Source organism: Bacteroidota bacterium (assembly GCA_039111535.1).
Classification (GTDB): Bacteria; Bacteroidota; Rhodothermia; order Rhodothermales; family JAHQVL01; genus JBCCIM01.
Genome location: JBCCIM010000041.1, coordinates 1 through 19,859, shown reverse-complemented (window position 1 = coordinate 19,859; position 19,859 = coordinate 1). Strand labels below are relative to the sequence as shown.

Below are 19,859 nucleotides of genomic sequence, written 5' to 3'. Positions count from 1 at the left end.
CGACAACCGGTACAGGTATGATGGAGAGACGCGATAACATACAAAGCACCTTGCAGGTAACGCCGGTTACAAAGCCGTCGTTAATGCTTTCAGATCAAGTCAGGTCTGTCCTTGCTGCAGCCCGAAATACTGCAGCGGTCGATCAGCGTATTGTACAGGTTTCTGTGCCTGTTGCTGCGCTCGATCCTGTCCAGTGGTTGCGTGAGCAGGATGCTGATATAAAAATTTTCTGGGAGGCCAGAGACGACCAGTTTTTTACTGCAGCGTTGGGCGAGGCTGATCAACTCATTGCCCAGGGTAATGATGCTTTTCCAGTGCTTAAAGCGCAAGTTAATGAGCGGCTAGAAGAGGCACAGGAAGGTGTGCGGTATTATGGTGGCATCAGGTTTGATCAAGCAGGCACCCCAGAGTGGCCCGTTGCCGGAAACTTTTGTTTTGTGTTGCCTCGGTTTGAGCTTCAGGGACACGACGGACAATTTTTCTTGTGCTGCAACCTGATCCCAGGCGAGGATATGCACCGGGAAGAGGAGCTACTGGCTGCACTTGCTGGCATACAATTCTCGACACACAAATTACGTGGAGAGGTCCCGTTGCCTATAGCGCGACATGATTCCCCAAATGAATCAGGGTGGCGCGGTATGATACAGGAGGCGCTGAAAATGATTCGGAATGGCCATCCGCTTGAAAAAGTTGTGCTGGCGCGCAAAGTAGAATTTTCTTTTACAGAAGCGTTTGATAAATTTTTGCTTTTCAAACTGCTTCGTGAGGCAACACCAAACTGTTTTCACTTCTATTTTCAGGTGCAGGATGCGTATGTCTTTTTGGGTGCGCCGCCAGAGCGCCTGTATCGCCGCAATGGCAGGGCTATTTTTAGCGAAGCCGTTGCCGGCACAGGAATGCGCGATGATATCAATGCAAAAGACATTGAACTGGGACATCGGCTACTATTGAGTGATAAAGACCAGCACGAGCACGCGTTTGTCAGGCGTAGCATCGAGCAAGTCTTTCGTGCGATATGCACGGATATTACGATGGACAAAGCACCTTCTTTGATGAATCTCAATATTGGCCGGCACCTTCGATCTAAATTCCATGGGATGCTGCGCCCGTCTATTTCAGACGTCGACATTTTGCAGGCATTGCCTCCAACCTCTGCGGTGGGCGGACATCCAAAGAAAGAGGCCATGGAAACTATCCGGCAACTGGAGTCATTTGATCGCGGGTGGTATGCGGGACCTATTGGCTGGATGAGTAACGAAGCCGCAGAATTTGCGGTTGCCATCCGATCCGGACTTGCAACAGATCGAAAGCTTGCCCTCTATTCGGGCGCCGGCATTGTTGAAGGCTCCAAACCTGTCGATGAATGGCAGGAAATTGAGCAGAAAATCGGCGATTTTATCAAAGCATTGGGGCTTGATCAACGACGCGCCAAATATTAACCATCTGTGGACGTATCTGATCGTTGAAGAACTGGTCAGGTGTGGCGTGGATACTTTCTTTATCGCCCCAGGCTCGCGTTCTACGCCGTTCACTACAGCTGTTGCCCGCCACCCCAAAGCAACATCGTTTGTCCATTTTGATGAACGAGGGACGGCTTTTGCAGCGCTCGGGTTTGCGCGCGCAACAGGCCGGCCGGCTGGCTGGATTACCACGTCTGGGACTGCTGTTGCGAATGGATTGCCTGCTGTTGTGGAAGCTGCCATTGAAGGGGTGCCCATGCTGTTGTTAACTGCGGATCGTCCTCCTGAGCTTCGTCGTACAGGTGCCAATCAAACTATTACGCAGCCCGGCATTTTCGGAGACTATCTTTCGTGGGCTTTCGATGGTCCTCCACCGACGGTCGAAATTGCGCCCGCTTTTGTACTTACAACCATAGACCAGGCAGTGCACCGTAGTCAGGAGGGGCCCGTACACTTGAACTGGATGTTTCGCGAACCCCTTGCGCCGGGTGAAACGCACGCTGACTTTACAGCTTACGCTGCCTCTTTGAAAAATTGGGAGCAATCCGATGCGCCCTTCACGGCGTATCCGGCTACCGTACGTGTTGCAGCTGAACCCCAATTAACAGCAATCGCTGACCACATTCGCGCATCAGCGCGTGGTGTTGTAATTGCCGGACGGATGCGTTCTCCTGCAGAAGGGGCTGCAGTTGTTCACCTTGCCAAAAAGTCGAACTGGCCCGTTTTTGCAGATGTTGGCGCGCAAGTAGATGAGTTAGATAGGCACGTAATTGTCAACCAGGATTTTCTTGTAGATACGCCGGCTTTTCGTGAGGGACCCGACATGGTGTTGCAGTTTGGGAAACGGTACACCTCCAAAAAAGTGCTGCAATGGCTTGAGCGTACGGCACCCAGCAAACACGTAGTTGTTGACGGATTGCCTGACAGACTCGACCCCACCCACAACGTCACTACCCGTATCGAAGGTGATATCGCCACGGTTGCCTTGCAATTGGCTGAACATACTACCGGCACGGATGAAAATGGTACAGCGTGGCTTTCCGCCTGGCAGGAAGCTGACGCAGGCGTAGCTGCCAAACTGGATACCTACTTTGCCGGCGCAACAACCCTTACAGAACCTTTGCTGGCGCGTACACTCGGGACCCTCCTTGCACGCGAGACGCTTGTTGTCGGAAACAGTATGCCTGTGCGTGATATGGACGTGTTTGCGATTCTTCAAGCGCGCCCAACGCCTGTGATCTTGAATCGCGGTGCGAGTGGTATCGATGGTACGGTAGCAACTGCTGCCGGAGTAGTCGCCGGTACGGGCCAATGCTGTACTGTGCTGCTCGGAGACCTGACCCTCTTGCATGATCTTAATTCGCTCGCTATACTTCGCAGCTTGCCGGCACCGGTCATTATCATTGTAATAAATAACGATGGTGGCGGAATTTTCTCTTTTTTACCAATCTCTTCATACAACGATATATTTGAATCGCATTTTGCAGCGCCGCATGGGTTAAATTTCGGGTTCGCCGCAGAAATGTTTGGCCTTGATTATGCGCAAACCCACCAGGTAGACACCTTTAGCGCAAGTTATGCACGTGCTTTAGCAGGGAAGAAAAGCACGATCATCGAAGTCCATACAAATCGTAAAGAAAATCTCGCCTGCCACCGGGCGATAGCAAAGATCCTCGTGAACGAGTGAGTAAATGGAAGACTTGGTTTGGAAAACTAGTGATGCAGTCTTTGTCATCACTGTGGGTACCGCTACCGTTTGTTTTTGCCTCTATTGGTTTGTCGCCCATTCGGAGCGATTGAAAGCCTGGGTTGATGCGCGTAATGGGGATGGATACTTCGATCAGTATGGTGCTGTGTACCAGAAGCTCATTGGGGTGTTATACCTTGGCGGATTGCCTATGTTGGCCACGCTGCTGCTTTTGCCGGGCACACCTGAAAACTACGGATTAGGTGACGCCAACTGGACCATCTCGCTGTATTGGATTTTGTTGTTTGGAGGGGCCATTTCATTTATACCCTGGTATACAGCCCGCCAGAAAGAGATGTACAGTTTTTACCCGCAGATAAGGGCAAGAGACTGGAGCCGGCGCCTGCTTGTGGTCAATGCGCTGGTATGGACGCTTTACATGTTTGCCTATGAATTCCTGTTTCGGGGATTTCTTTTGATGGGGGTTGCGTCTGTGTATGGGTGGTGGCCGGCAATTATTGTCACAACCGCATTATCTGCAACAACCCACCTTCCGAAGGGCGGCAAAGAAACCTTTGGGACGATTCCCTTGAGTATCGTCTTGTCGCTGATTGTTATACAAACAGGTGCCATCTGGGCTTGTGTTGCAGCCCATGCAATTCTGGCAATTTCAAATGATTACTGGGCTGTTTTCTATCACCCGGAGATGCGCTTTAAAGAAAATGGCGTGCTCGAAGAAGTAAAGTCTTCGCGATAACTACCCTTTTGAGGCAGTCCTGCATTACATGCCTGATCAATAAAGATTAGATTATTTTAGAATCATAGATTTGCACGCGGTCCCACAGGTGGGCGAGTTCTCTGAAATCGTCGTGTTTTGGATGTACCTGGTATCTATCGTGTGCTTCCATGGTGTCGAACATCGTGACCAGGGCATAGTCATAGGAATCGTCTATGATTTCGCGTTTCTCGGTAGCAGCCGGCTTTCCGAGATACCCTTGGGCGAGATCCTCGATGGTAAGCAGGTGTTTTGCACCTTTTACGAACTGATCGTGGCCGGCCTGGCCGACGTCTGATTTCATCCAAAAATAGACGATGTGTGTAACCATTTGCGTTGCAGTGTAAAAAGATTGAAAAGAGTATTGCAAGCGTGATATTACGATATGCCGGGGTTGAATTCCAGCCCTGCAAATGAACCTGACCCTGGATCGTAATAAAGTTGTATATTAGCGCCCGTATTTAGCGCCCAATAAAACTCAAACCTCGATAAATATGTCTGCAATTTCGTGGAATGTTGCCGGTGAATATACCGATATCAAATATCATAAGGCAGAAGGAATTGCCAAAATTACCATAAATCGCCCCGAAGTGCGCAATGCGTTTCGTCCCCTGACGGTAAAGGAGATGATTCATGCGATGGATGATGCACGTGACGATTCTGAAATCGGCGTAATCATTCTGACGGGTGAAGGCCCGGATGCGTTTTGCTCCGGCGGAGACCAGCGGATTCGTGGTGATGCCGGCTACAAAGAAAGCGGTACAGGCATCATGCGACTCAACGTGCTGGACTTCCAGCGGCAAATTCGCTCGTGTCCCAAACCTGTCATTGCAATGGTTGCCGGCTGGGCCGTTGGTGGGGGACACGTCCTGCACGTGATGTGCGACCTGACCATCGCAGCCGACAATGCCAAGTTTATGCAAACTGGCCCCAAAGTGGGTTCTTTCGACGGTGGATATGGTGCCGCATATCTTGCGCGCCACATCGGTCAGAAGAAAGCGCGGGAGATCTGGTTTCTCTGCCGTCCTTACAATGCGCAGGATGCGTTGCAAATGGGCCTCGTGAATACCGTGGTGCCGCTTGCTGATTTGGAAGCGGAAACTGTGCAATGGTGTCGGGAAATCCTCGCAAACTCTCACATGGCCATTCGCTGCCTGAAAGCTGCACTTAATGCAGACTGTGACGGCCAGGCCGGCTTGCAGGAGTTGGCTGGGAATGCAACCCTGCTTTTCTATATGACCGAAGAAGGACAGGAAGGCCGTAATGCGTACAATGAGAAGCGCAAACCCGAGTTTTCCAAATTCCCGTTTCGCCCATAAACCTGCCGGCACTGTTGCAGCATGGATACCATGGCATCTCCTTCAATGTCTACCTTTCAAGTCTGGATGGCAGCTGTGCGCCCCAAAACACTGTGGGCAGCAGTCGCACCGGTTCTGATTGGTGTTGCCATGGCGATAGCTGCTGGGGTTGTGCACTGGCTGTCTGCCGGATTAGCGCTCCTTGGGGCGCTATTTATTCAGATTGGTACCAACTTCTTTAACGACTACGCCGATTTCAAGAAAGGTGCGGATACAGAAGACCGTAAAGGCCCGCTGCGTGTGACGCAAGCGGGCCTGGTATCTGCCCGTACCATGCTGGTTGCTACTGCGCTGGTCTTTGGATTGGCGGTTGTTTCTGGAGGGTATCTGATGTGGCGAGGCGGTTGGCCTATCGTATTAATAGGCATCCTCTCAATCATTTCGGGGTTTATGTATACGGCTGGCAAATATTCGCTCGCATACATGGGCCTTGGCGATTTATTTGTGCTGATTTTCTTTGGGCCCGTTGCTGTAGGCGGGACCTATTTTGTGCAGGCCCTCTCGATTAACAATACGGTATTATTGGCAGGACTTGCCCCGGGGCTGCTTGCCGTAGCAATATTGCTGGTGAACAACATTCGAGATGTCGAAGAAGACCGGCTTGCTGGTAAAAAAACCATTGTGGTCCGCTTTGGACGGACGTTTGGTCTGGTTTGCTATTTTATCTGTATGCTGGGGGCTGGCCTGATTCCGTTGGGTGTTTATCTGATGGAGCCTGCGCACCTGCCCGTGCTGATCACGAGCCTGTGCGTCATCCCCGGTATGTTGCTGTTCCGCCAAGTGACAAATACGCCGGCAAGCCCCGCTTTAAATCCGATCCTGGGGGCAACGGCCAGACTTTTGCTTATCTATAGTATTCTCTTTTCTATAACCTGGAATCTCTAACTTACCGTGGCTATACGAAATTGCCCGCTCAGTGAGCATGCCCGGTCTCAACCGACTTCTATTGCGCTTGTGTTGGGAAACGGTGAGGACCTGCCCTATGCCACCCTTGATGCACGGGTCAGTGCAGTCGCCAGCCAACTCGTCGCTGCCGGGCTCAAGCCGGGCGATCACGTTGGCCTATTGTTGCCCAACACCTGGATGCACATAACGTTGATGTGGGCGTGTTTCAGGTGCCGGTTGGTGGCTGTGCCACTCAGCACGCGATTTCCGGTTTCGCAGGTGGAGAAGCTGATGGGACATCTTCGGTGTAAGGTGTTGCTTGTGGCTGAAGACCGATATAACAGCGATGTTACGCAGGTCATCGCTGTCGATACGTTTATAAGGGAGGCATTGGCAGCCAAACCGGTTACGATACCAGTCACCGTGGATGTACAGAAGCCGGCAACCCTCCTGCTATCGTCTGGGAGTACCGGATTACCCAAGGCAATATTGCACCGATGGGGCAACCATTACCTGAGTGCGCTTGGTGCCAATGAAAATATTCCGATGAAACCCGGCGATCGCTATTTACTTTCGCTGCCCCTTTATCACGTGGCCGGCGTTGCCATTCTGTTTCGTGCATTTGTTGCCGGCGCTACAGTAGTTTTGTCAGATAAAAAACAGCCTATTGCAGTCCAGTTGGCGTCTGATGAGATAACGCATGTGTCGATGGTGGGCACGCAACTGAAGCGGCTACTTGCAGCAAAAGCAAACAACAGGTATGAAGCCCTGCAGGCTATTTTGCTGGGGGGGAGTGCGATCTCGGAATCGTTAATAACGCTTGCCTATAAAGCCGGCTTACCCATCCATACCTCGTACGGGATGACTGAGTTGGCGTCGCAGATCACTGCCACACCGCCCGCTGCATCACTAGAAACGCTGCTTACTTCGGGGAAGCTGCTCAACTACAGGCGCTTGAAGCTGGATGCAGATGGCGAAATCCTTGTAAAAGGTGCCACACGTTTCCTGGGGTACGTAAGCGGGGAGGGGCTACAAAAGCCGTTTGATGAAACCGGTTGGTATCGGACAGGAGATGTTGGTCGTATGGACGCGGCAGGCAATCTTGTGGTGGAAGGGCGAAAAGACAATATGTTTATCTCTGGCGGAGAGAATATTCATCCGGAAGAAATTGAACGGGCCTTGCAGGCACATGCTGCGGTAATCCGCGCATTTGTCGTTCCGGTACCTGATGAGACCTATGGGTATCGCCCGGTTGCTTTCCTGGATGTATCCCGCGACATGCCGGCGCCAACTGTGTTCGAAACGCATCTTGCAACACGGATTGCAAGGTTTATGAATCCAATTGCCTACTTGCCGCTTGCGGAAGATGTTACTGGAGAGATGAAGGTTTCGCGCAAGCAACTTACGACTCGTGCTTTAGCTGCGCTGGCATCAGGAAGCTGACCGCTGCATCCAGAAGACCAGGATGTCGTCTCCAAATTTCTTTTCCGCGCTGTTGTCGAGCACTTTGCTTAACAGGCCCTGGATAGGGGCCTGACAGCCCTTCGCGCGGTGGGCCAATCGGCCGAGATTTTCTTCACCCAACTGGCTGCCATTTTTCAACTGTTGCTCGATGAGTCCATCAGTGTATGCCATGACGGCGCTGCCCGGTGCAAGCTGGATGGTGGCATCTTCAAACGTAGCATTTTTGTCGAGCCCCAGAATGAGGTCGCTATGCGGGATAACGCTGGCGCCAGAATTTGAAATCAGGAATGGCCGGCAATGGCCTGCGTTGGCATATGTCAGCTCGTTTTTCGCCGGCTCCCAGCGCATGAGTAACAACGAGGCAAAGGTCTCTTCCATCACCTCGTCTTCCATCAGGATTTTATTGACCCGTTGCATGAGGGCTGCCGGAGAGGTTGAGGTACCGAGCATCGCATGTAGTGTACCTCGGATATAGCTCAGAAAGCTGAAAGCATAAAACTTGGCCTGCAACCCTTTGCCCATCACGTCACCAATGGTGAAGAAAAAGACACCGGGGAATGGTTCTGCCCAGTCAAAAAGGTCGCCACCGCCATATTCTCGCGGTTCGTTGTAGTACGTAATATCGTACCCGTTTACTTCGGGCATGGACTTCGGCATCAACCGCTGGGAGAAATCGTTGCCAATTTTGGCATCCAGCTGCGTTTGAAAGAGACGGGTGCGTTCGAGCAGCCTGTCTATTCTGGAGAGGAGCTGGTCGATGTCGAATGGCTTTGTGATGTAATCGTCAACCCCCATGCGCATGCCTTTAAGCCGGCTGGTATCGTCGGCTTTTGCAGTCAGAAAAATAAAGGGGATTGTCCGCGTATCTTTTTGTTCTTGCAGGGCTGTCTGCAGGGCAAACCCATCCATTTTCGGCATCATGATATCCGAAATGATCAGGTCGGGGGTGTTTGAACCCAATTGGGCAAGCGCTTCTTCTCCATTCGCGGCCGTCTGGACGCTATAATGCTTGCTCAGCCTGTATTCAAGTAGCCGGCGTAGGGTATGTTCGTCTTCTACAACTAGAATGTTATAATCTGTCATGAGAAGGGAATATCGACATGAGGATCGTTATTGGCGGGAATATAGAATTCCAGCTTCTGTTTACCGCCGTTTAACTTTTCATAACGCAACTCCTCGGTGCAAGACCTGAGCATTAACAAGCCCATACCACGGTCGGGAAGGACTACGGTAATTTTGGGATGATCTTTCAGATAACCCTCAAGATCAAATCCTTCAGAGTTATCCTCAATGATGCATCTCAGGCGATCATCTGTTGGAGAGACGTACAGTCCAACTTCGGGCGATCTGCCCTGGAAGTCAGCATGTTGTTTTATATTGGCTACCCACTCATGAACGGCAAGTTTGGCGAGGTGCAGTACTTCAAGGGAAAGCGAAGCATACGCTTCTAACTGCGTTTCCCAACCATCAAACAGCCCGTGGACATCGTCCATGATGGTATCTAGATTCCTAAAATAATGCATTTCGGAATACATGGAGGGGAAAGGGTGTAAATCTAAACGAACAAAAACGGAGGGTTCCGCTTCGAATAAATTTGGGCAATCCACTAGTGAAGTGCCTGCATTGCTGCATCTACCGAAGGAAACTGACGGAATACTTTGTAAGTACGGGTCAGTTGTACGACCACTTGCACGGGCCTTGAGATGGCAGCAAATACCACTTGTCCATTGAGGGGCGATACTTTGCGATACAGGGAGAAAATAGAACCCAACCCAGTAGAGTCGAGGATACCCGTATCAGAAAAATCTAGGATAAAATTGTGTTTTCCAGTTTCAACTTGATTCTGGCAAGACGTTTTGAAGTCGTCTGCATTCCTAAAGTCCAGCGTTTTGCCGATCGTTACGACTGCAGTATCAGTGTCAAAAGGCTCGATTGAAAAGCTCATAAAGGTTTCCTCTAAGGCATGATCTAATGGTTTGAGCTCAAACAGGTTTTCCGTTGTATCGGCAAAACCATGAAATATTAAAACCCTTATTCGTTCTTAACGTTGAAGGACGGGAAAGAGAAAAGGGGAGGTGAAATGTTTATCGGTGCTAGAAATGCATTTGTAAGTCCGATGCACAAGTCGGATACAAGATCATGTTGATGGAAATAATACCAAGCTGTACGCGTTGCGTTCCGAAGGTTCTTTCTGGGCCGTATTGGATGATATTTGCTGTTGTATGGGTGGCGCTTGCCGGCTGTGCGGAGCCGGATATTGCTACCCCGAGCCTGCAAGAAATCCAGCAAGGGCCGCTGCCCGACCAGGAAAGCTGGTTTACCCAGTTTAATGTCATCGACGGCGGCAAGCCTCGGATGCAGATCCACGCGGATTACATGGCCAAATTTGAAAGCGTAGACAGTACCTACATGATCCTTGAGGGGCATCCGGATAGCCTGGGAGGCAGGGTGCTCGCTTATCTTTTTGACGAAAAGGGTGACTCATCAGCTACTATTTTAGCTGACCAGATGGTTTATTTTGAAAACGAGCGCCGGATCGAATCTATAGGCAATGTGATTGTAAATACAACGGATGAGAAAAAACTAGAAACAGAGTTCCTCATCTGGCATGAAATAGACCGGCGGGTTAAAACAGACGGCTTTGTTCGTATTACAACCCCCCGTGAAGACATTCAGGGCTACAACCTGGATGCTGACGAAGACCTCGAGAACTACGAAATTGCCAGGGTAACCGGGCAGGCCCTTGTTGATGACATTTAGAAACACAGCCATTCTGCAGTTTTGTTTACCTGCGCTTCTTGCGGCCTGCTTGCTTGGCGCCGGCCTGGCGCCGCAGATACCAGCTACAACCTGGGAGTCCGCTATTGCAGATACAAATGAGAAGGTGGTCAAATTCCTGAATGCCGACCGACTTTCCCGCACCGTCAAAAACGGTGAGCCCATCCGGATGTTTGAAGGCAACGTAAGGCTCAGCCAGCCTGATAAAGACACGCTTTACCTCTGGGCTGATCGTGTGCTTGAGTTTGAAGGGCGGGATGAAGTGCTGCTGATCGGCGATGTACTCATCATACAAAACAATGACTCGCTGTCGGCTGATAGCGTACGGTATTTCAGCAGCACGAAGAAAGGCCGAGCAATGGGTCGGGTGCGCCTGTCTGATGGTGAAGTACAGGTATATGCTCCTTCCGCATTGCATGATTTTGACCGAAAGCACACTGCGTTTGACGACAATGTCAGGCTCGTTGACAGTGCAACGGTGTTGACCAGCTTGGACGGCGAATATTTCTCCCAAGAGAAACGCGCAGAATTTTATGGGGAGGTGGTGCTTGAAGAAGACAAAACCTACCTCGAAGCAGACTCGGTAACCTATTTCCGGGATACTGAAATTTCTATTGGTCTTGGCGATGTATTTATTGAGCGCACAGGCGGTGAGGAAGGCGAAGCTGCAGCTGACAGTTCAACCCGCACCTTTCTGTTCGGCGATCGGGTGTATAACGACAATCGCGCCGGCTACAGCAAAATGGAGGGCAATGCGATGCTCTTCCAGTTTAAACAGGACTCCCTCGGCGTGCCGGCTGATTCGCTCGTTATGACGGCCACCACGCTCGAAGCCATCCGGGAAGATTCGTTGCAGCGGCTCATTGCTGTTGAATCTGTCCTCATTTGGCGCGATGACTTTGCCGCTCTGGCAGATTCTGCTGTGTACGACCGCGTTTCTGTAGAGCTTGAACCGCTAAATGAAGAGAACCGGCTCTTCGACAACCCAATGGCTTGGTTTGACTCGTATCAGTTGTCTGGTGACACGATGCGGGCAACGGCTTTTGATGGAAAAATTGATTCGTTGTTTGTGCTGCGAAATGCATTTGCCGCTGATCAGGATTCTACCACCATGCGTATCAACCAGCTCAAGGGGAAAACGCTGCTGGGTTTATTTGAACAGGACTCCCTCAAGAGCCTATCTGTTGGGCCGCAGGCAGAATCCATTTATTTCAGTGTAAGTGAGGGTAGCCAACTGCGTGGTATCCAAACTTCTGGTGATCGGATTGAACTACGGTTCAAGAATAATGACCTAAATGAGATTGGATATTTTTCAGGTATTCAAGGCATGTACTATGATGGCGCGTTAATTCCTGATCCCTTTCAATTGGATGGTTTTTCGTGGACACCGGAGCGCCGGCCACAAAAAAATGTCATGCTGGATGATGAATCGCGAATGCTTCGTATAATGCAGCGGACCCAGCCCTTTTTGCTACCCGTTTCTGGCGAACAGCCGCGCGGCCTCATAAATGAAGACTAAACAGCATGGATCAGTCTGGTACATCTAGCGAATCTTTAACTTTGTATGCGGATAGCCTCGTGCGTCGCTACAAGAAAAGGGAAGTCGTGCGCGGCGTAAGCTTGCAGGTACAGCAAGGTGAAATTGTCGGATTGCTCGGGCCAAATGGCGCCGGCAAGACGACCACTTTTTACATGATCGTTGGTATGGTGCGCCCCAATGCCGGTGCCATTCGATTGGGTGGAGAAGACATCACATCGGTGCCCATGTACCAGCGCGCCCGCCTTGGCCTAGGGTATCTTGCGCAGGAAGCTTCTGTGTTTACCCATCTGTCTGTTGAGGGCAATATCCATGCAGTCCTCGAATTTCAGTCGATGGACAAAAAAGATCGCAAGTATCGTGTTGATGGATTGATCGAAGAGTTTGGATTGGAAAAGGTTCGGCATTCGAAAGGCTACATGTTGTCGGGTGGAGAACGCCGGCGAACAGAGATTGCACGCGCGCTTGCTACGAATCCAAAATTTTTCCTGTTGGATGAACCGTTTGCCGGCGTCGATCCGATTGCTGTGGAAGATATCCAGTCGATTGTCGCCCGGTTAAAGGAGCGGGGCATAGGCGTACTGATCACAGACCACAACGTACACGAAACCCTTGCAATTACCGACCGCGCCTATTTGTTGTATGAAGGCCGCATCCTGAAACAGGGCACTGCAGAGGATCTTGCTGCGGATGAAGAAGTGAGAAAGCGATACCTGGGTGAAAAGTTTACCCTGGAGCGATACCAACAATAACCCCTATTGAATCATGGTTGTAGTCATGCAGGCCGGCGCTGCTGAGGAGCAGGTTGAAGCTGTCATCGGGAAGCTGAGTGAACTGGGATTTGATGTACATCGCTCCAGTGGCGTTAATCAGACCGTGTTGGGTGCTATAGGTGTAAAACCAGACTTTGATTCCCGCCTGGTTAAAGTGATGCAGGGCGTAGCCAATGTGTATCGGGTCACCGAACCGTACAAGTTTGCGAGTCGGGCATGGAAAAAGGAAAACACAACGATTACCATCGATGGGGTTGAAGTTGGTGGCAACCACATTGTGATGATGGCCGGCCCGAACATGTTGGAAGATGAAGCCCAGTTAGAGCAAATTGCCGCACACGTCGCGGCAGCCGGCGCGTCTTTTCTGCGCGCAGATATTCACCGACCTGAAATGTCTCCTTACTCTTTCCAGGGACTTGGTACCTCGGGGTTGCAGATCCTGCGGGATGTAGCAGACCGGCATAACCTGCGCGTGGTGAGTAAGGCAACCAGTCCTGATATGGTCGAGAAAATGCGCGACTATGTGGATGTGTACCATATTCGCGCAAGTCACATGCATAATTACGACTTGCTTCGTGCCGTCGGACGCACGCAGAAACCCGTATTCCTCAAGCGTGGACTGTCTGCTACCATAGAAGAATGGTTGATGAGTGCGGAGTACATTCTGGCTGAGGGCAACATGCAAGTTATTCTGTGTGAGGGTGGTATCCGGACGTTTGAGCGGTACACCCGCAATACACTCGATTTGTCAGCGATCCCGGTGGTTAAGGAGCGTAGCCACCTTCCCATATTTGCAGACCCGAGCCATGGCACGGGGTATCGCAACAAAGTGACGCCGATGGCCCTGGCTGCTATAGCGGCCGGTGCTGATGGACTCATGATCGAGGTGCATCCAAATCCTGCTGCTGCCAGAAGTGAAGGCGCGCAGGCACTTTTCTTTGAACAGTTTGTGGAACTGGTAAATCAGGTCCGGCAGATTGCTTCTGCCATCGGACGAACATTTTAGTTTACGCCCCTATCTACTCTAGTTTAGCGCCTGCACCGGTAGCCTGTTTTAGATCAATACGTCTTGGCGCCGGCGTGCGGTGCATATATCTCTGTAGTACGGTCATGATTTTGCATGACCTGCTTTTACATTTTCCAAAATAGATAAATCGCAGGATCACATGTGTGGTATTGTTGGATATATAGGACATCAGAAAGCGCACGAAGTAATACTCAACGGCCTCAAACGGTTGGAATACCGTGGGTATGATTCAGCCGGCATTGCAGTGCAGGACGAAGGGCTTACCATTGTCAAACAAAAAGGCAAGGTAGGAGAGCTCGAAGATGTGATACAGCACAAGGCACTTGGCAGCCAACTGGGCATAGGCCACACACGTTGGGCAACCCATGGCTTTCCCAACGATGTCAACGCGCACCCGCATAGCAGCAGCGATGGGAGCTTTGCACTGGTACACAATGGGATTATTGAAAACTATCAGGCTTTGCGCGCTCGCTTGCAAAAACGCGGCTTTGAGTTTAAATCGCAGACGGATACCGAGGCATTGGTGCACCTGATCGACGACGTTAAGCAGTCGACCAACCTGGCACTTGATCAGGCAGTGCGGCAAGCCCTGACGCAGGTTGTGGGGACCTACGGCATCGCTATTGTTTCAGCGGAAGACCCCGACTTGCTCATTGCAGCCCGTAAAGGGAGTCCGCTGATTCTTGGGATTGGCGACGATGAATACATCATCAGTTCGGATGCTTCAGCAGTTGTGGAGTATACGCGCAAGGTGGTCTACCTGAATGATGGAGAATTGATTGTGGTGCGCCGATCAGGTTTTGAGGTGCGCACAATTGATGATGTGACGCTGCAGAAAGAAATCCACGAGCTAGAGTGGGAGCTGGAAGAAATTGAAAAGCAGGGATATCCGCATTTCATGCTCAAGGAGATTGTTGAGCAGCCGGCATCGATTGCAAACTGTATGCGCGGTCGGGTATCTACCGAAACCAACCAGATCAAACTGGGTGGCCTGGAAGATGTCATGGAGCAGCTCAAGCAGGCACAGCGCATTATCATTTGTGCGTGTGGTACCTCATGGCATGCCGGCCTGGTAGGGGAGTATCTGATAGAAGATCTGGCGCGGATTCCGGTCGAGGTAGAATACGCGAGTGAATTCAGGTATCGGAAACCAATCCTGAACGAAGGCGATGTTGTCCTTGCCATTTCTCAGAGTGGTGAGACGGCTGATACCCTGGCTGCGGTGCATGAGGCCAAGCGGCAAGGTATTCCGGTGTTTGGCGTGTGTAACGCCGTAGGGTCTACCATTGCAAGAGAGACCGATGCCGGCGTCTACTTGCATGCCGGCCCTGAGATAGGTGTTGCATCTACAAAAGCTTTTACCGCGCAGGTAATCGTGCTGACGATGATTGCGCTGAAAATGGCTGAGGGGCGTACGCTAACCGAAGCGCAAGTAGCTGTGCATCTGCAGGAGCTCGCCCAGATCCCTGAGAAAGTGGAACGCGTACTTGAGCTCAACCAGGATATCCGCAGCATGAGTGAGGTGTTTCGCTATGCAACCAATTTCCTGTACCTCGGGCGCGGATACAATTTCCCTGTGGCGCTTGAAGGTGCGTTGAAACTAAAGGAAATCTCGTACATCCACGCAGAAGGGTATCCGGCTGCCGAGATGAAACACGGCCCCATTGCCCTGATCGATCGGCAGATGCCCGTGATTTTTATCGCGCTGAAAGACAGTACTTACGAAAAGATTGTCACGAACATCGAAGAAGTTGTGGCCCGGCACGGGGTTGTGATTGCAATCACAGAAGAAGACAATACTGAATTGGATGAACTGTGCGAGTACGTCATACGTATTCCATCTACTGCTGAGTTTCTTTCGCCATTGCTGTCGGTTATTCCGTTGCAACTCCTGGCGTATCACATAGCAGTGCTGCGGGGTTGTGATGTAGACCAGCCACGTAATCTGGCAAAGAGCGTGACTGTTGAGTAAGAGTGCAGTGCCTGTTCTTGTTCATACGTGAAAACGCCGAAGCCGGCACCAGAGGATGGTGTTGGCTTCGGCGTTTTCAAAACGGTAATCGTCAGTGAAGTTAATCGTCAGTGAGGTCGTCGGGGTCGGGTATAAATGTATCTAGTAGGGCGGGAGATAAGCGGAACGTGGCTGCCTTGCCACTCACAGTAGCGGCCAATTCGTTTTCAGCATCAACAATCCAGATGGTCTGGGTACCACCGCCCGGCATGCTAAAATGGATTTGGTGTGTTGCCTCTGCTTTGACTTCTGCTGCCGGCATATCGTTAATAAAAGCCGTTGCTTCGAGTGGTGCAAACCTATCCATCCACTCCATAATTTTAGCCGATTCAATTGTGCTTTCATCCCCATCTTCTACAACTTTCCAAACGCTGCCATTGCGGTTTACTTCGTATGTTGTGGCCGGCGTGGAAACAGCAATCTGGTTTACAATTTCGGGTACCAGGGTGATGACCAGCTTATTGCGCCAGGTGTCGAGGTTTTCTGGCAAGTTTAGCCGGCCGCTGGAAAGGAATACCCTGCTGTCGCCCCCCATACGCAGGTAGAATGACTGAAAGTCTGGTCCACTATCTCCGACGTGAAATGTTTTTTTGTTGCGGCCCCAGGCGATGTTTACATGTTTACTGTTTTCGCCGACGCCATAGCTGTCATACTTTTTGACATTGGTTGACACCACCGATTCGAGCCGGATGTCGTCGAGGTTTTGGGTAAACCGTTCAACGGTCAGGCTATCGGCAACATCCTGAATGGGGCTCGTAATATGCCAAATGCCGTTTTGCTTTTCCAGGGTAAAGATGGAAGAGTCGCTGGTGACGATTTCAAAGTGCTCAATTTGTTCGCTTGAAATAGAAAGCGCCGGCACGTCTACCGTAGAAATCTCTCTACCAAATGTGCCTGAGGCAAACGCGAGGGCTAACAGGGCAACCAGAGAGCCCCCAAGCCAAATCAATTGCTTTTGTTGCATGGATTGGAAGTAGCAGATGCTATAATTCTTGCGATGATTTCTTGCTTGAAGTGATGGTCCTGTACAGATCGCTTGCCAATTAAGAGTAAAACTGCAATATGTGCCGTTGCCTTGCATTAAACCACCTAACACATCAAGAAGTGCCAGGCAACGCTACTTTAAAATAATATGTCAGGACAAAAGCTACGCTTTTGGTGTCTAGCGCATATCGATTTTATATCTCGACGCAACACGGACGTTCGGATTAGATCCTGTACCAGTCAGCCTACCATATTCAAGCCGAAATTTGTACTCCCCGGAATTGGATGATCCAATGTATCCTTTTATAAGACCAATTTTCACCTGTTACGACGCGAACCATATTTGGTTGAGTATTGCTTGATTATATGGTCTTATTCTGCATCGGTGTATATAAATTGGGAAATGTAGTACATAATGCTCGTCGCCAAAATCAGGCAAATAACGATGAGAAGCGTGAAAAAGGTAGGCCCAATGGTATCGAAGAATTGGCCTATTGTCCATGGTACGGTCATGCTTCCTGCGCTGGCGCCAATCCAGAACCAGCTGGACAGTTGACCGCTGCCGGCGGTAAATCGTTTGAAATACGTGATGGCAAGGGGGAATACGGAAGACATACAGAGTCCGACAAGCAGTGTGCAACCCCATGTGATAATTGTATTTGGCGGGCTGAGAAGCAACACAAGTACACACAACGCCGCGCCGCTCATTTGAATCAATACAAGTTTGTGTAGCGCAACTTTGCTTGAAAGCCTGATAGCAAACAGCCGGCCAAGCGTAAACGCTCCCCAAAAAGACGAGGTGAGGTACGCCGCTGTTTTTTCATCCATCTGGTTATGTTTGATGCCATAGGTATGAATCCAGCCGCCGAGGCTTACTTCACTGCCGCCATACAGGAAAAAGAAGCCAGCGAGTAGCCACACGGGTACAGTTTTACCCGGTGCTGTGGGCTCATCACTTTCCTCAATGAGCGGGTTATGGGGGCTCGGGCTACGCAATAGCCAGATAATGCTTGGTATCCCAAGTGCTGCGATAATCCAGTAGGTATACACCGGGGGGAGTTGTACAGTCAATGTTGCGGCAACAATGAGTGGTGCCGTGAACGCCCCAAGGCCAAAGCTGAAATGCAGTCCGTTTACATAAGGCGCTGAATTTTTGTGGTAGGCCCAGATAAGGAGGATATTCCCTCCTAAATCGATACACGCGCTGAGGATACCATGGAACAGAAATGCGCCTGAGAGCACGCCCAGCGAGGAGATGTAGGGCAATGTGACAAACAGCACGACAACAAAGCTAAGGGCACCGGCCATGATGGGATGCCCATTGTGTTTGTCATACATGCCGCCAATGATGCGCGCACTACACAGATAGCCAAGCGAACGCATGGAGAAGAGGATACTGATGTCTCCCAACTCGGAGCCGGTTTGCTCGGCCAGGGCAAGGAGGGTAGGACCCAGTGCTGCGGGAGCAAGGCCAAGTACAAAGAACGTCAGAAAATAACACCAGGCCAGCATGCGCGAAGGGTGATCTGAGGGTGCAGACAGGCTGGTTGATGGGGGCATGGTGATCGAGTGCGCAAAAGCTGGTGAGCAAACAGTTGTGTTAACAATCCACGATAGCCGGGTAATGCTGGCGTGAACCATGCGGCCGAATAGCGTACATTGATGCGTCAAGTATATCAATAATGTGGTTATGAAGGTAGGTTGTATTGGTGAACTGGTTGTAGATTTTATTTGTCCGGACCCCGTTGCATCAGTTGCAGATGCAGTAGTATTTGAGAAGCACCCGGGGGGCTCGCCGGCCAATGTTGCCGCAGCATGCGAGGCTGCAGGTATCGATGTGCTGCTGCTGAGTAAAGTGGGGAAGGGTGCTTTTGGTCAGTTTACACAACAAGCGCTGCAAGCTGCCGGCTGCACAACGTCGGGAATTCAGGTCGATAAATCTCACCCTACGCGTTGTGTTTTTATGGCACACGATGAAGGAGGCCGACGAAGCGTTGCCATTGCAAATCGCCGCAGCGCAGACCAGTTCCTGGAATGGGACCAGGTCCGCAAGGGGGATATGGCATTTGATGTATTGCACATTGGAGGCACAACAATGTTGGGCGAAGAAACTGCAGCGACTACGTTTGCACTGGTGGCGCAGGTGAAGGCAAATGGGGGCCTGATTTCTTACGACCCCAATATTAATCTTGCCCGTGTTGCACCGGGTGTCCGAGAACGGACGAGCAAGCTGATTCAGTTAGTGGATTTACTAAAAGTGAACGACGCAGAATGGGAGATGGTAAAACCTATGCTTCAGGCTGCAGGCAAACTTCGTTTACTCGTACATACGCAAGCCGCAGCCGGCGCAGTGATACATACACCCGATCATCATATTCATATAGATCCGCCTGCGGTTGCTGCAAAAGATGTTACTGGTGCCGGAGATGCATTTTATGGCGGCCTGCTTGGTTATCTGGTCCAGCATGCAGCGCTCATCAATCCGGACCGCAACACCTTGATTGCGGCCGGCGCTGCCGGTAGCCGTCTTGCCGGCCAGGTGATCCAGCAACATGGCGGCTTCTTGTCACTTCAAAACCGGAAATAAGCAACCCCTTACCGCGCGTTAGCTAGATCTCCAAAACGTATCCGGGATAAGGATAAGCAAGGTTCGCTATAGTTAAAGAAAGAGCTGGCGATAATAAGCATAGCAATAACTACACTTCTCAATTCTACACGCGTGCAATGCAAGTCTTGGATCAGGATACAGAGATCACGTATCGCAAATTTTACATTTCTGCAGGTCAGCAACTCAACGATCTACCTGCTTTTCATCGACTCAAAAAAAATGGCTGGCAGGTGAGCTGGTCTTATCAGCAGGATGATCTCCGCGGGGAATACATCGAGACATTATTACTTCGATCCTTCGGGAAAGAAGCAAGGTAACCGGTAGGTTTTTTAGGCGATTCTTGTTGATGGCATCAGTGAAAAAGCATGAAATCATGGTTTCAAATAGTCGGTCTGTGCCTTGTTGCATGGCTGGGATATGCAAAACCAGCAAAAGCACAGATAAACGAAGATCTGTATATCTACGGGTATTTTCAGGCTATATCGCGGTATGTACACCTTGATTCGAACCCG

At 50.7% G+C, this 19,859-nt stretch carries 18 protein-coding genes; 12 read left to right on the top strand and 6 right to left on the bottom strand.

Going from position 1 to position 19,859, the window contains the following annotated elements:
- Positions 1–17 precede the first annotated feature (17 nt).
- Genes AAF564_08825 through AAF564_08815 form a run of 3 tightly spaced genes read left to right on the top strand, consistent with a single transcriptional unit; the run spans position 18 to position 3,904 of the window.
- Positions 18–1,439, top strand: coding sequence for an isochorismate synthase (locus AAF564_08825; protein MEM8485641.1), 1,422 nt, complete (start codon positions 18–20; stop codon positions 1,437–1,439).
- Entirely contained in the window at positions 1,414–3,147 is a 1,734-nt protein-coding gene (gene menD / locus AAF564_08820) for a 2-succinyl-5-enolpyruvyl-6-hydroxy-3-cyclohexene-1-carboxylic-acid synthase (GenBank protein MEM8485640.1), read from the top strand. Before AAF564_08825 ends, menD begins: the two co-directional genes overlap by 26 nt.
- A 4-nt stretch (positions 3,148–3,151) precedes the next feature.
- Entirely contained in the window at positions 3,152–3,904 is a 753-nt protein-coding gene (locus AAF564_08815; protein MEM8485639.1) for a CPBP family intramembrane glutamic endopeptidase, read from the top strand.
- 46 nt (positions 3,905–3,950) lie between these two features.
- Here AAF564_08815 and AAF564_08810 read toward each other — a convergent pair whose 3' ends face one another.
- Positions 3,951–4,253, bottom strand: coding sequence for a Dabb family protein (locus AAF564_08810; protein MEM8485638.1), 303 nt, complete (start codon positions 4,251–4,253; stop codon positions 3,951–3,953).
- A gap of 163 nt (positions 4,254–4,416) precedes the next feature.
- Between AAF564_08810 and menB the strand changes: the two genes are divergently transcribed.
- From menB to menE, 3 genes are read left to right on the top strand one after another with little or no spacing between them, the layout of a single operon-like run.
- On the top strand, positions 4,417–5,241 hold the full coding sequence (gene menB, locus AAF564_08805) for a 1,4-dihydroxy-2-naphthoyl-CoA synthase (GenBank protein ID MEM8485637.1): 825 nt from the start codon (positions 4,417–4,419) through the stop codon (positions 5,239–5,241).
- A gap of 30 nt (positions 5,242–5,271) precedes the next feature.
- A complete protein-coding gene (locus tag AAF564_08800; protein ID MEM8485636.1) occupies positions 5,272–6,165 on the top strand; it encodes a 1,4-dihydroxy-2-naphthoate polyprenyltransferase in 894 nt (297 codons plus the stop codon).
- Positions 6,166–6,171: 6 nt separating this feature from the next.
- The gene (gene menE / locus AAF564_08795; protein ID MEM8485635.1) at positions 6,172–7,608 is read left to right on the top strand and encodes an o-succinylbenzoate--CoA ligase; all 1,437 of its coding nucleotides are present in this window, start codon (positions 6,172–6,174) and stop codon (positions 7,606–7,608) included.
- Here menE and AAF564_08790 read toward each other — a convergent pair.
- From AAF564_08790 to AAF564_08780, 3 genes are all read right to left on the bottom strand, one after another.
- Positions 7,597–8,712, bottom strand: coding sequence for a SpoIIE family protein phosphatase (locus AAF564_08790; protein ID MEM8485634.1), 1,116 nt, complete (start codon positions 8,710–8,712; stop codon positions 7,597–7,599). The two genes, menE and AAF564_08790, sit on opposite strands and share 12 nt — an antisense overlap.
- Positions 8,709–9,122, bottom strand: coding sequence for an ATP-binding protein (locus tag AAF564_08785; GenBank protein ID MEM8485633.1), 414 nt, complete (start codon positions 9,120–9,122; stop codon positions 8,709–8,711). Before AAF564_08785 ends, AAF564_08790 begins: the two co-directional genes overlap by 4 nt.
- 113 nt (positions 9,123–9,235) lie before the next feature.
- Positions 9,236–9,574: an STAS domain-containing protein gene (locus tag AAF564_08780; protein MEM8485632.1), complete on the bottom strand. Its 339-nt coding sequence runs from the start codon at positions 9,572–9,574 to the stop codon at positions 9,236–9,238.
- A gap of 260 nt (positions 9,575–9,834) precedes the next feature.
- Here AAF564_08780 and lptC point away from each other — a divergent pair, with 260 nt between their 5' ends.
- From lptC to glmS, 5 genes are all read left to right on the top strand, one after another.
- Positions 9,835–10,389: an LPS export ABC transporter periplasmic protein LptC gene (gene lptC, locus AAF564_08775; GenBank protein MEM8485631.1), complete on the top strand. Its 555-nt coding sequence runs from the start codon at positions 9,835–9,837 to the stop codon at positions 10,387–10,389.
- Positions 10,379–11,926: an OstA-like protein gene (locus AAF564_08770; protein MEM8485630.1), complete on the top strand. Its 1,548-nt coding sequence runs from the start codon at positions 10,379–10,381 to the stop codon at positions 11,924–11,926. Before lptC ends, AAF564_08770 begins: the two co-directional genes overlap by 11 nt.
- 5 nt (positions 11,927–11,931) lie before the next feature.
- Positions 11,932–12,696, top strand: coding sequence for an LPS export ABC transporter ATP-binding protein (gene lptB / locus AAF564_08765; protein ID MEM8485629.1), 765 nt, complete (start codon positions 11,932–11,934; stop codon positions 12,694–12,696).
- 13 nt (positions 12,697–12,709) lie between these two features.
- Positions 12,710–13,723 carry a 3-deoxy-7-phosphoheptulonate synthase gene (aroF, locus tag AAF564_08760; protein ID MEM8485628.1) on the top strand — a complete coding sequence of 338 codons (1,014 nt, stop codon included), beginning with the start codon at positions 12,710–12,712 and terminating at the stop codon, positions 13,721–13,723.
- Between the two features lie 160 nt (positions 13,724–13,883).
- Complete coding sequence (gene glmS, locus AAF564_08755; protein ID MEM8485627.1) at positions 13,884–15,716, top strand: glutamine--fructose-6-phosphate transaminase (isomerizing); 1,833 nt, start codon at positions 13,884–13,886, stop codon at positions 15,714–15,716.
- A gap of 100 nt (positions 15,717–15,816) precedes the next feature.
- On the opposite strand, the gene AAF564_08750 is transcribed toward glmS, so the two are convergent.
- Both AAF564_08750 and AAF564_08745 read right to left on the bottom strand, forming a co-directional pair.
- On the bottom strand, positions 15,817–16,719 hold the full coding sequence (locus tag AAF564_08750) for a DUF4340 domain-containing protein (GenBank protein ID MEM8485626.1): 903 nt from the start codon (positions 16,717–16,719) through the stop codon (positions 15,817–15,819).
- Between the two features lie 392 nt (positions 16,720–17,111).
- Positions 17,112–18,299, bottom strand: coding sequence for an MFS transporter (locus AAF564_08745; protein ID MEM8485625.1), 1,188 nt, complete (start codon positions 18,297–18,299; stop codon positions 17,112–17,114).
- Positions 18,300–18,429: 130 nt separating this feature from the next.
- Here AAF564_08745 and AAF564_08740 point away from each other — a divergent pair, with 130 nt between their 5' ends.
- Entirely contained in the window at positions 18,430–19,326 is an 897-nt protein-coding gene (locus AAF564_08740) for a PfkB family carbohydrate kinase (GenBank protein MEM8485624.1), read from the top strand.
- The last annotated feature ends 533 nt before the right edge of the window (positions 19,327–19,859 follow it).

What these genes read in the sequence shown, in the direction of transcription:
- AAF564_08750 (MEM8485626.1), bottom strand. Translation starts at nt 16,719, where the DNA reads ATGCAACAAAAGCAATTGATTTGGCTTGGGGGCTCTCTGGTTGCCCTG.
- AAF564_08790 (MEM8485634.1), bottom strand. Translation starts at nt 8,712, where the DNA reads ATGACAGATTATAACATTCTAGTTGTAGAAGACGAACATACCCTACGC.
- AAF564_08810 (MEM8485638.1), bottom strand. Translation starts at nt 4,253, where the DNA reads ATGGTTACACACATCGTCTATTTTTGGATGAAATCAGACGTCGGCCAG.
- AAF564_08785 (MEM8485633.1), bottom strand. Translation starts at nt 9,122, where the DNA reads ATGGACGATGTCCACGGGCTGTTTGATGGTTGGGAAACGCAGTTAGAA.
- lptC (MEM8485631.1), top strand. Translation starts at nt 9,835, where the DNA reads ATGATATTTGCTGTTGTATGGGTGGCGCTTGCCGGCTGTGCGGAGCCG.
- lptB (MEM8485629.1), top strand. Translation starts at nt 11,932, where the DNA reads ATGGATCAGTCTGGTACATCTAGCGAATCTTTAACTTTGTATGCGGAT.
- menB (MEM8485637.1), top strand. Translation starts at nt 4,417, where the DNA reads ATGTCTGCAATTTCGTGGAATGTTGCCGGTGAATATACCGATATCAAA.
- AAF564_08740 (MEM8485624.1), top strand. Translation starts at nt 18,430, where the DNA reads ATGAAGGTAGGTTGTATTGGTGAACTGGTTGTAGATTTTATTTGTCCG.
- aroF (MEM8485628.1), top strand. Translation starts at nt 12,710, where the DNA reads ATGGTTGTAGTCATGCAGGCCGGCGCTGCTGAGGAGCAGGTTGAAGCT.
- AAF564_08815 (MEM8485639.1), top strand. Translation starts at nt 3,152, where the DNA reads ATGGAAGACTTGGTTTGGAAAACTAGTGATGCAGTCTTTGTCATCACT.
- AAF564_08800 (MEM8485636.1), top strand. Translation starts at nt 5,272, where the DNA reads ATGGCATCTCCTTCAATGTCTACCTTTCAAGTCTGGATGGCAGCTGTG.
- AAF564_08770 (MEM8485630.1), top strand. Translation starts at nt 10,379, where the DNA reads ATGACATTTAGAAACACAGCCATTCTGCAGTTTTGTTTACCTGCGCTT.
- AAF564_08825 (MEM8485641.1), top strand. Translation starts at nt 18, where the DNA reads ATGATGGAGAGACGCGATAACATACAAAGCACCTTGCAGGTAACGCCG.
- glmS (MEM8485627.1), top strand. Translation starts at nt 13,884, where the DNA reads ATGTGTGGTATTGTTGGATATATAGGACATCAGAAAGCGCACGAAGTA.
- AAF564_08780 (MEM8485632.1), bottom strand. Translation starts at nt 9,574, where the DNA reads ATGAGCTTTTCAATCGAGCCTTTTGACACTGATACTGCAGTCGTAACG.
- AAF564_08745 (MEM8485625.1), bottom strand. Translation starts at nt 18,299, where the DNA reads ATGCCCCCATCAACCAGCCTGTCTGCACCCTCAGATCACCCTTCGCGC.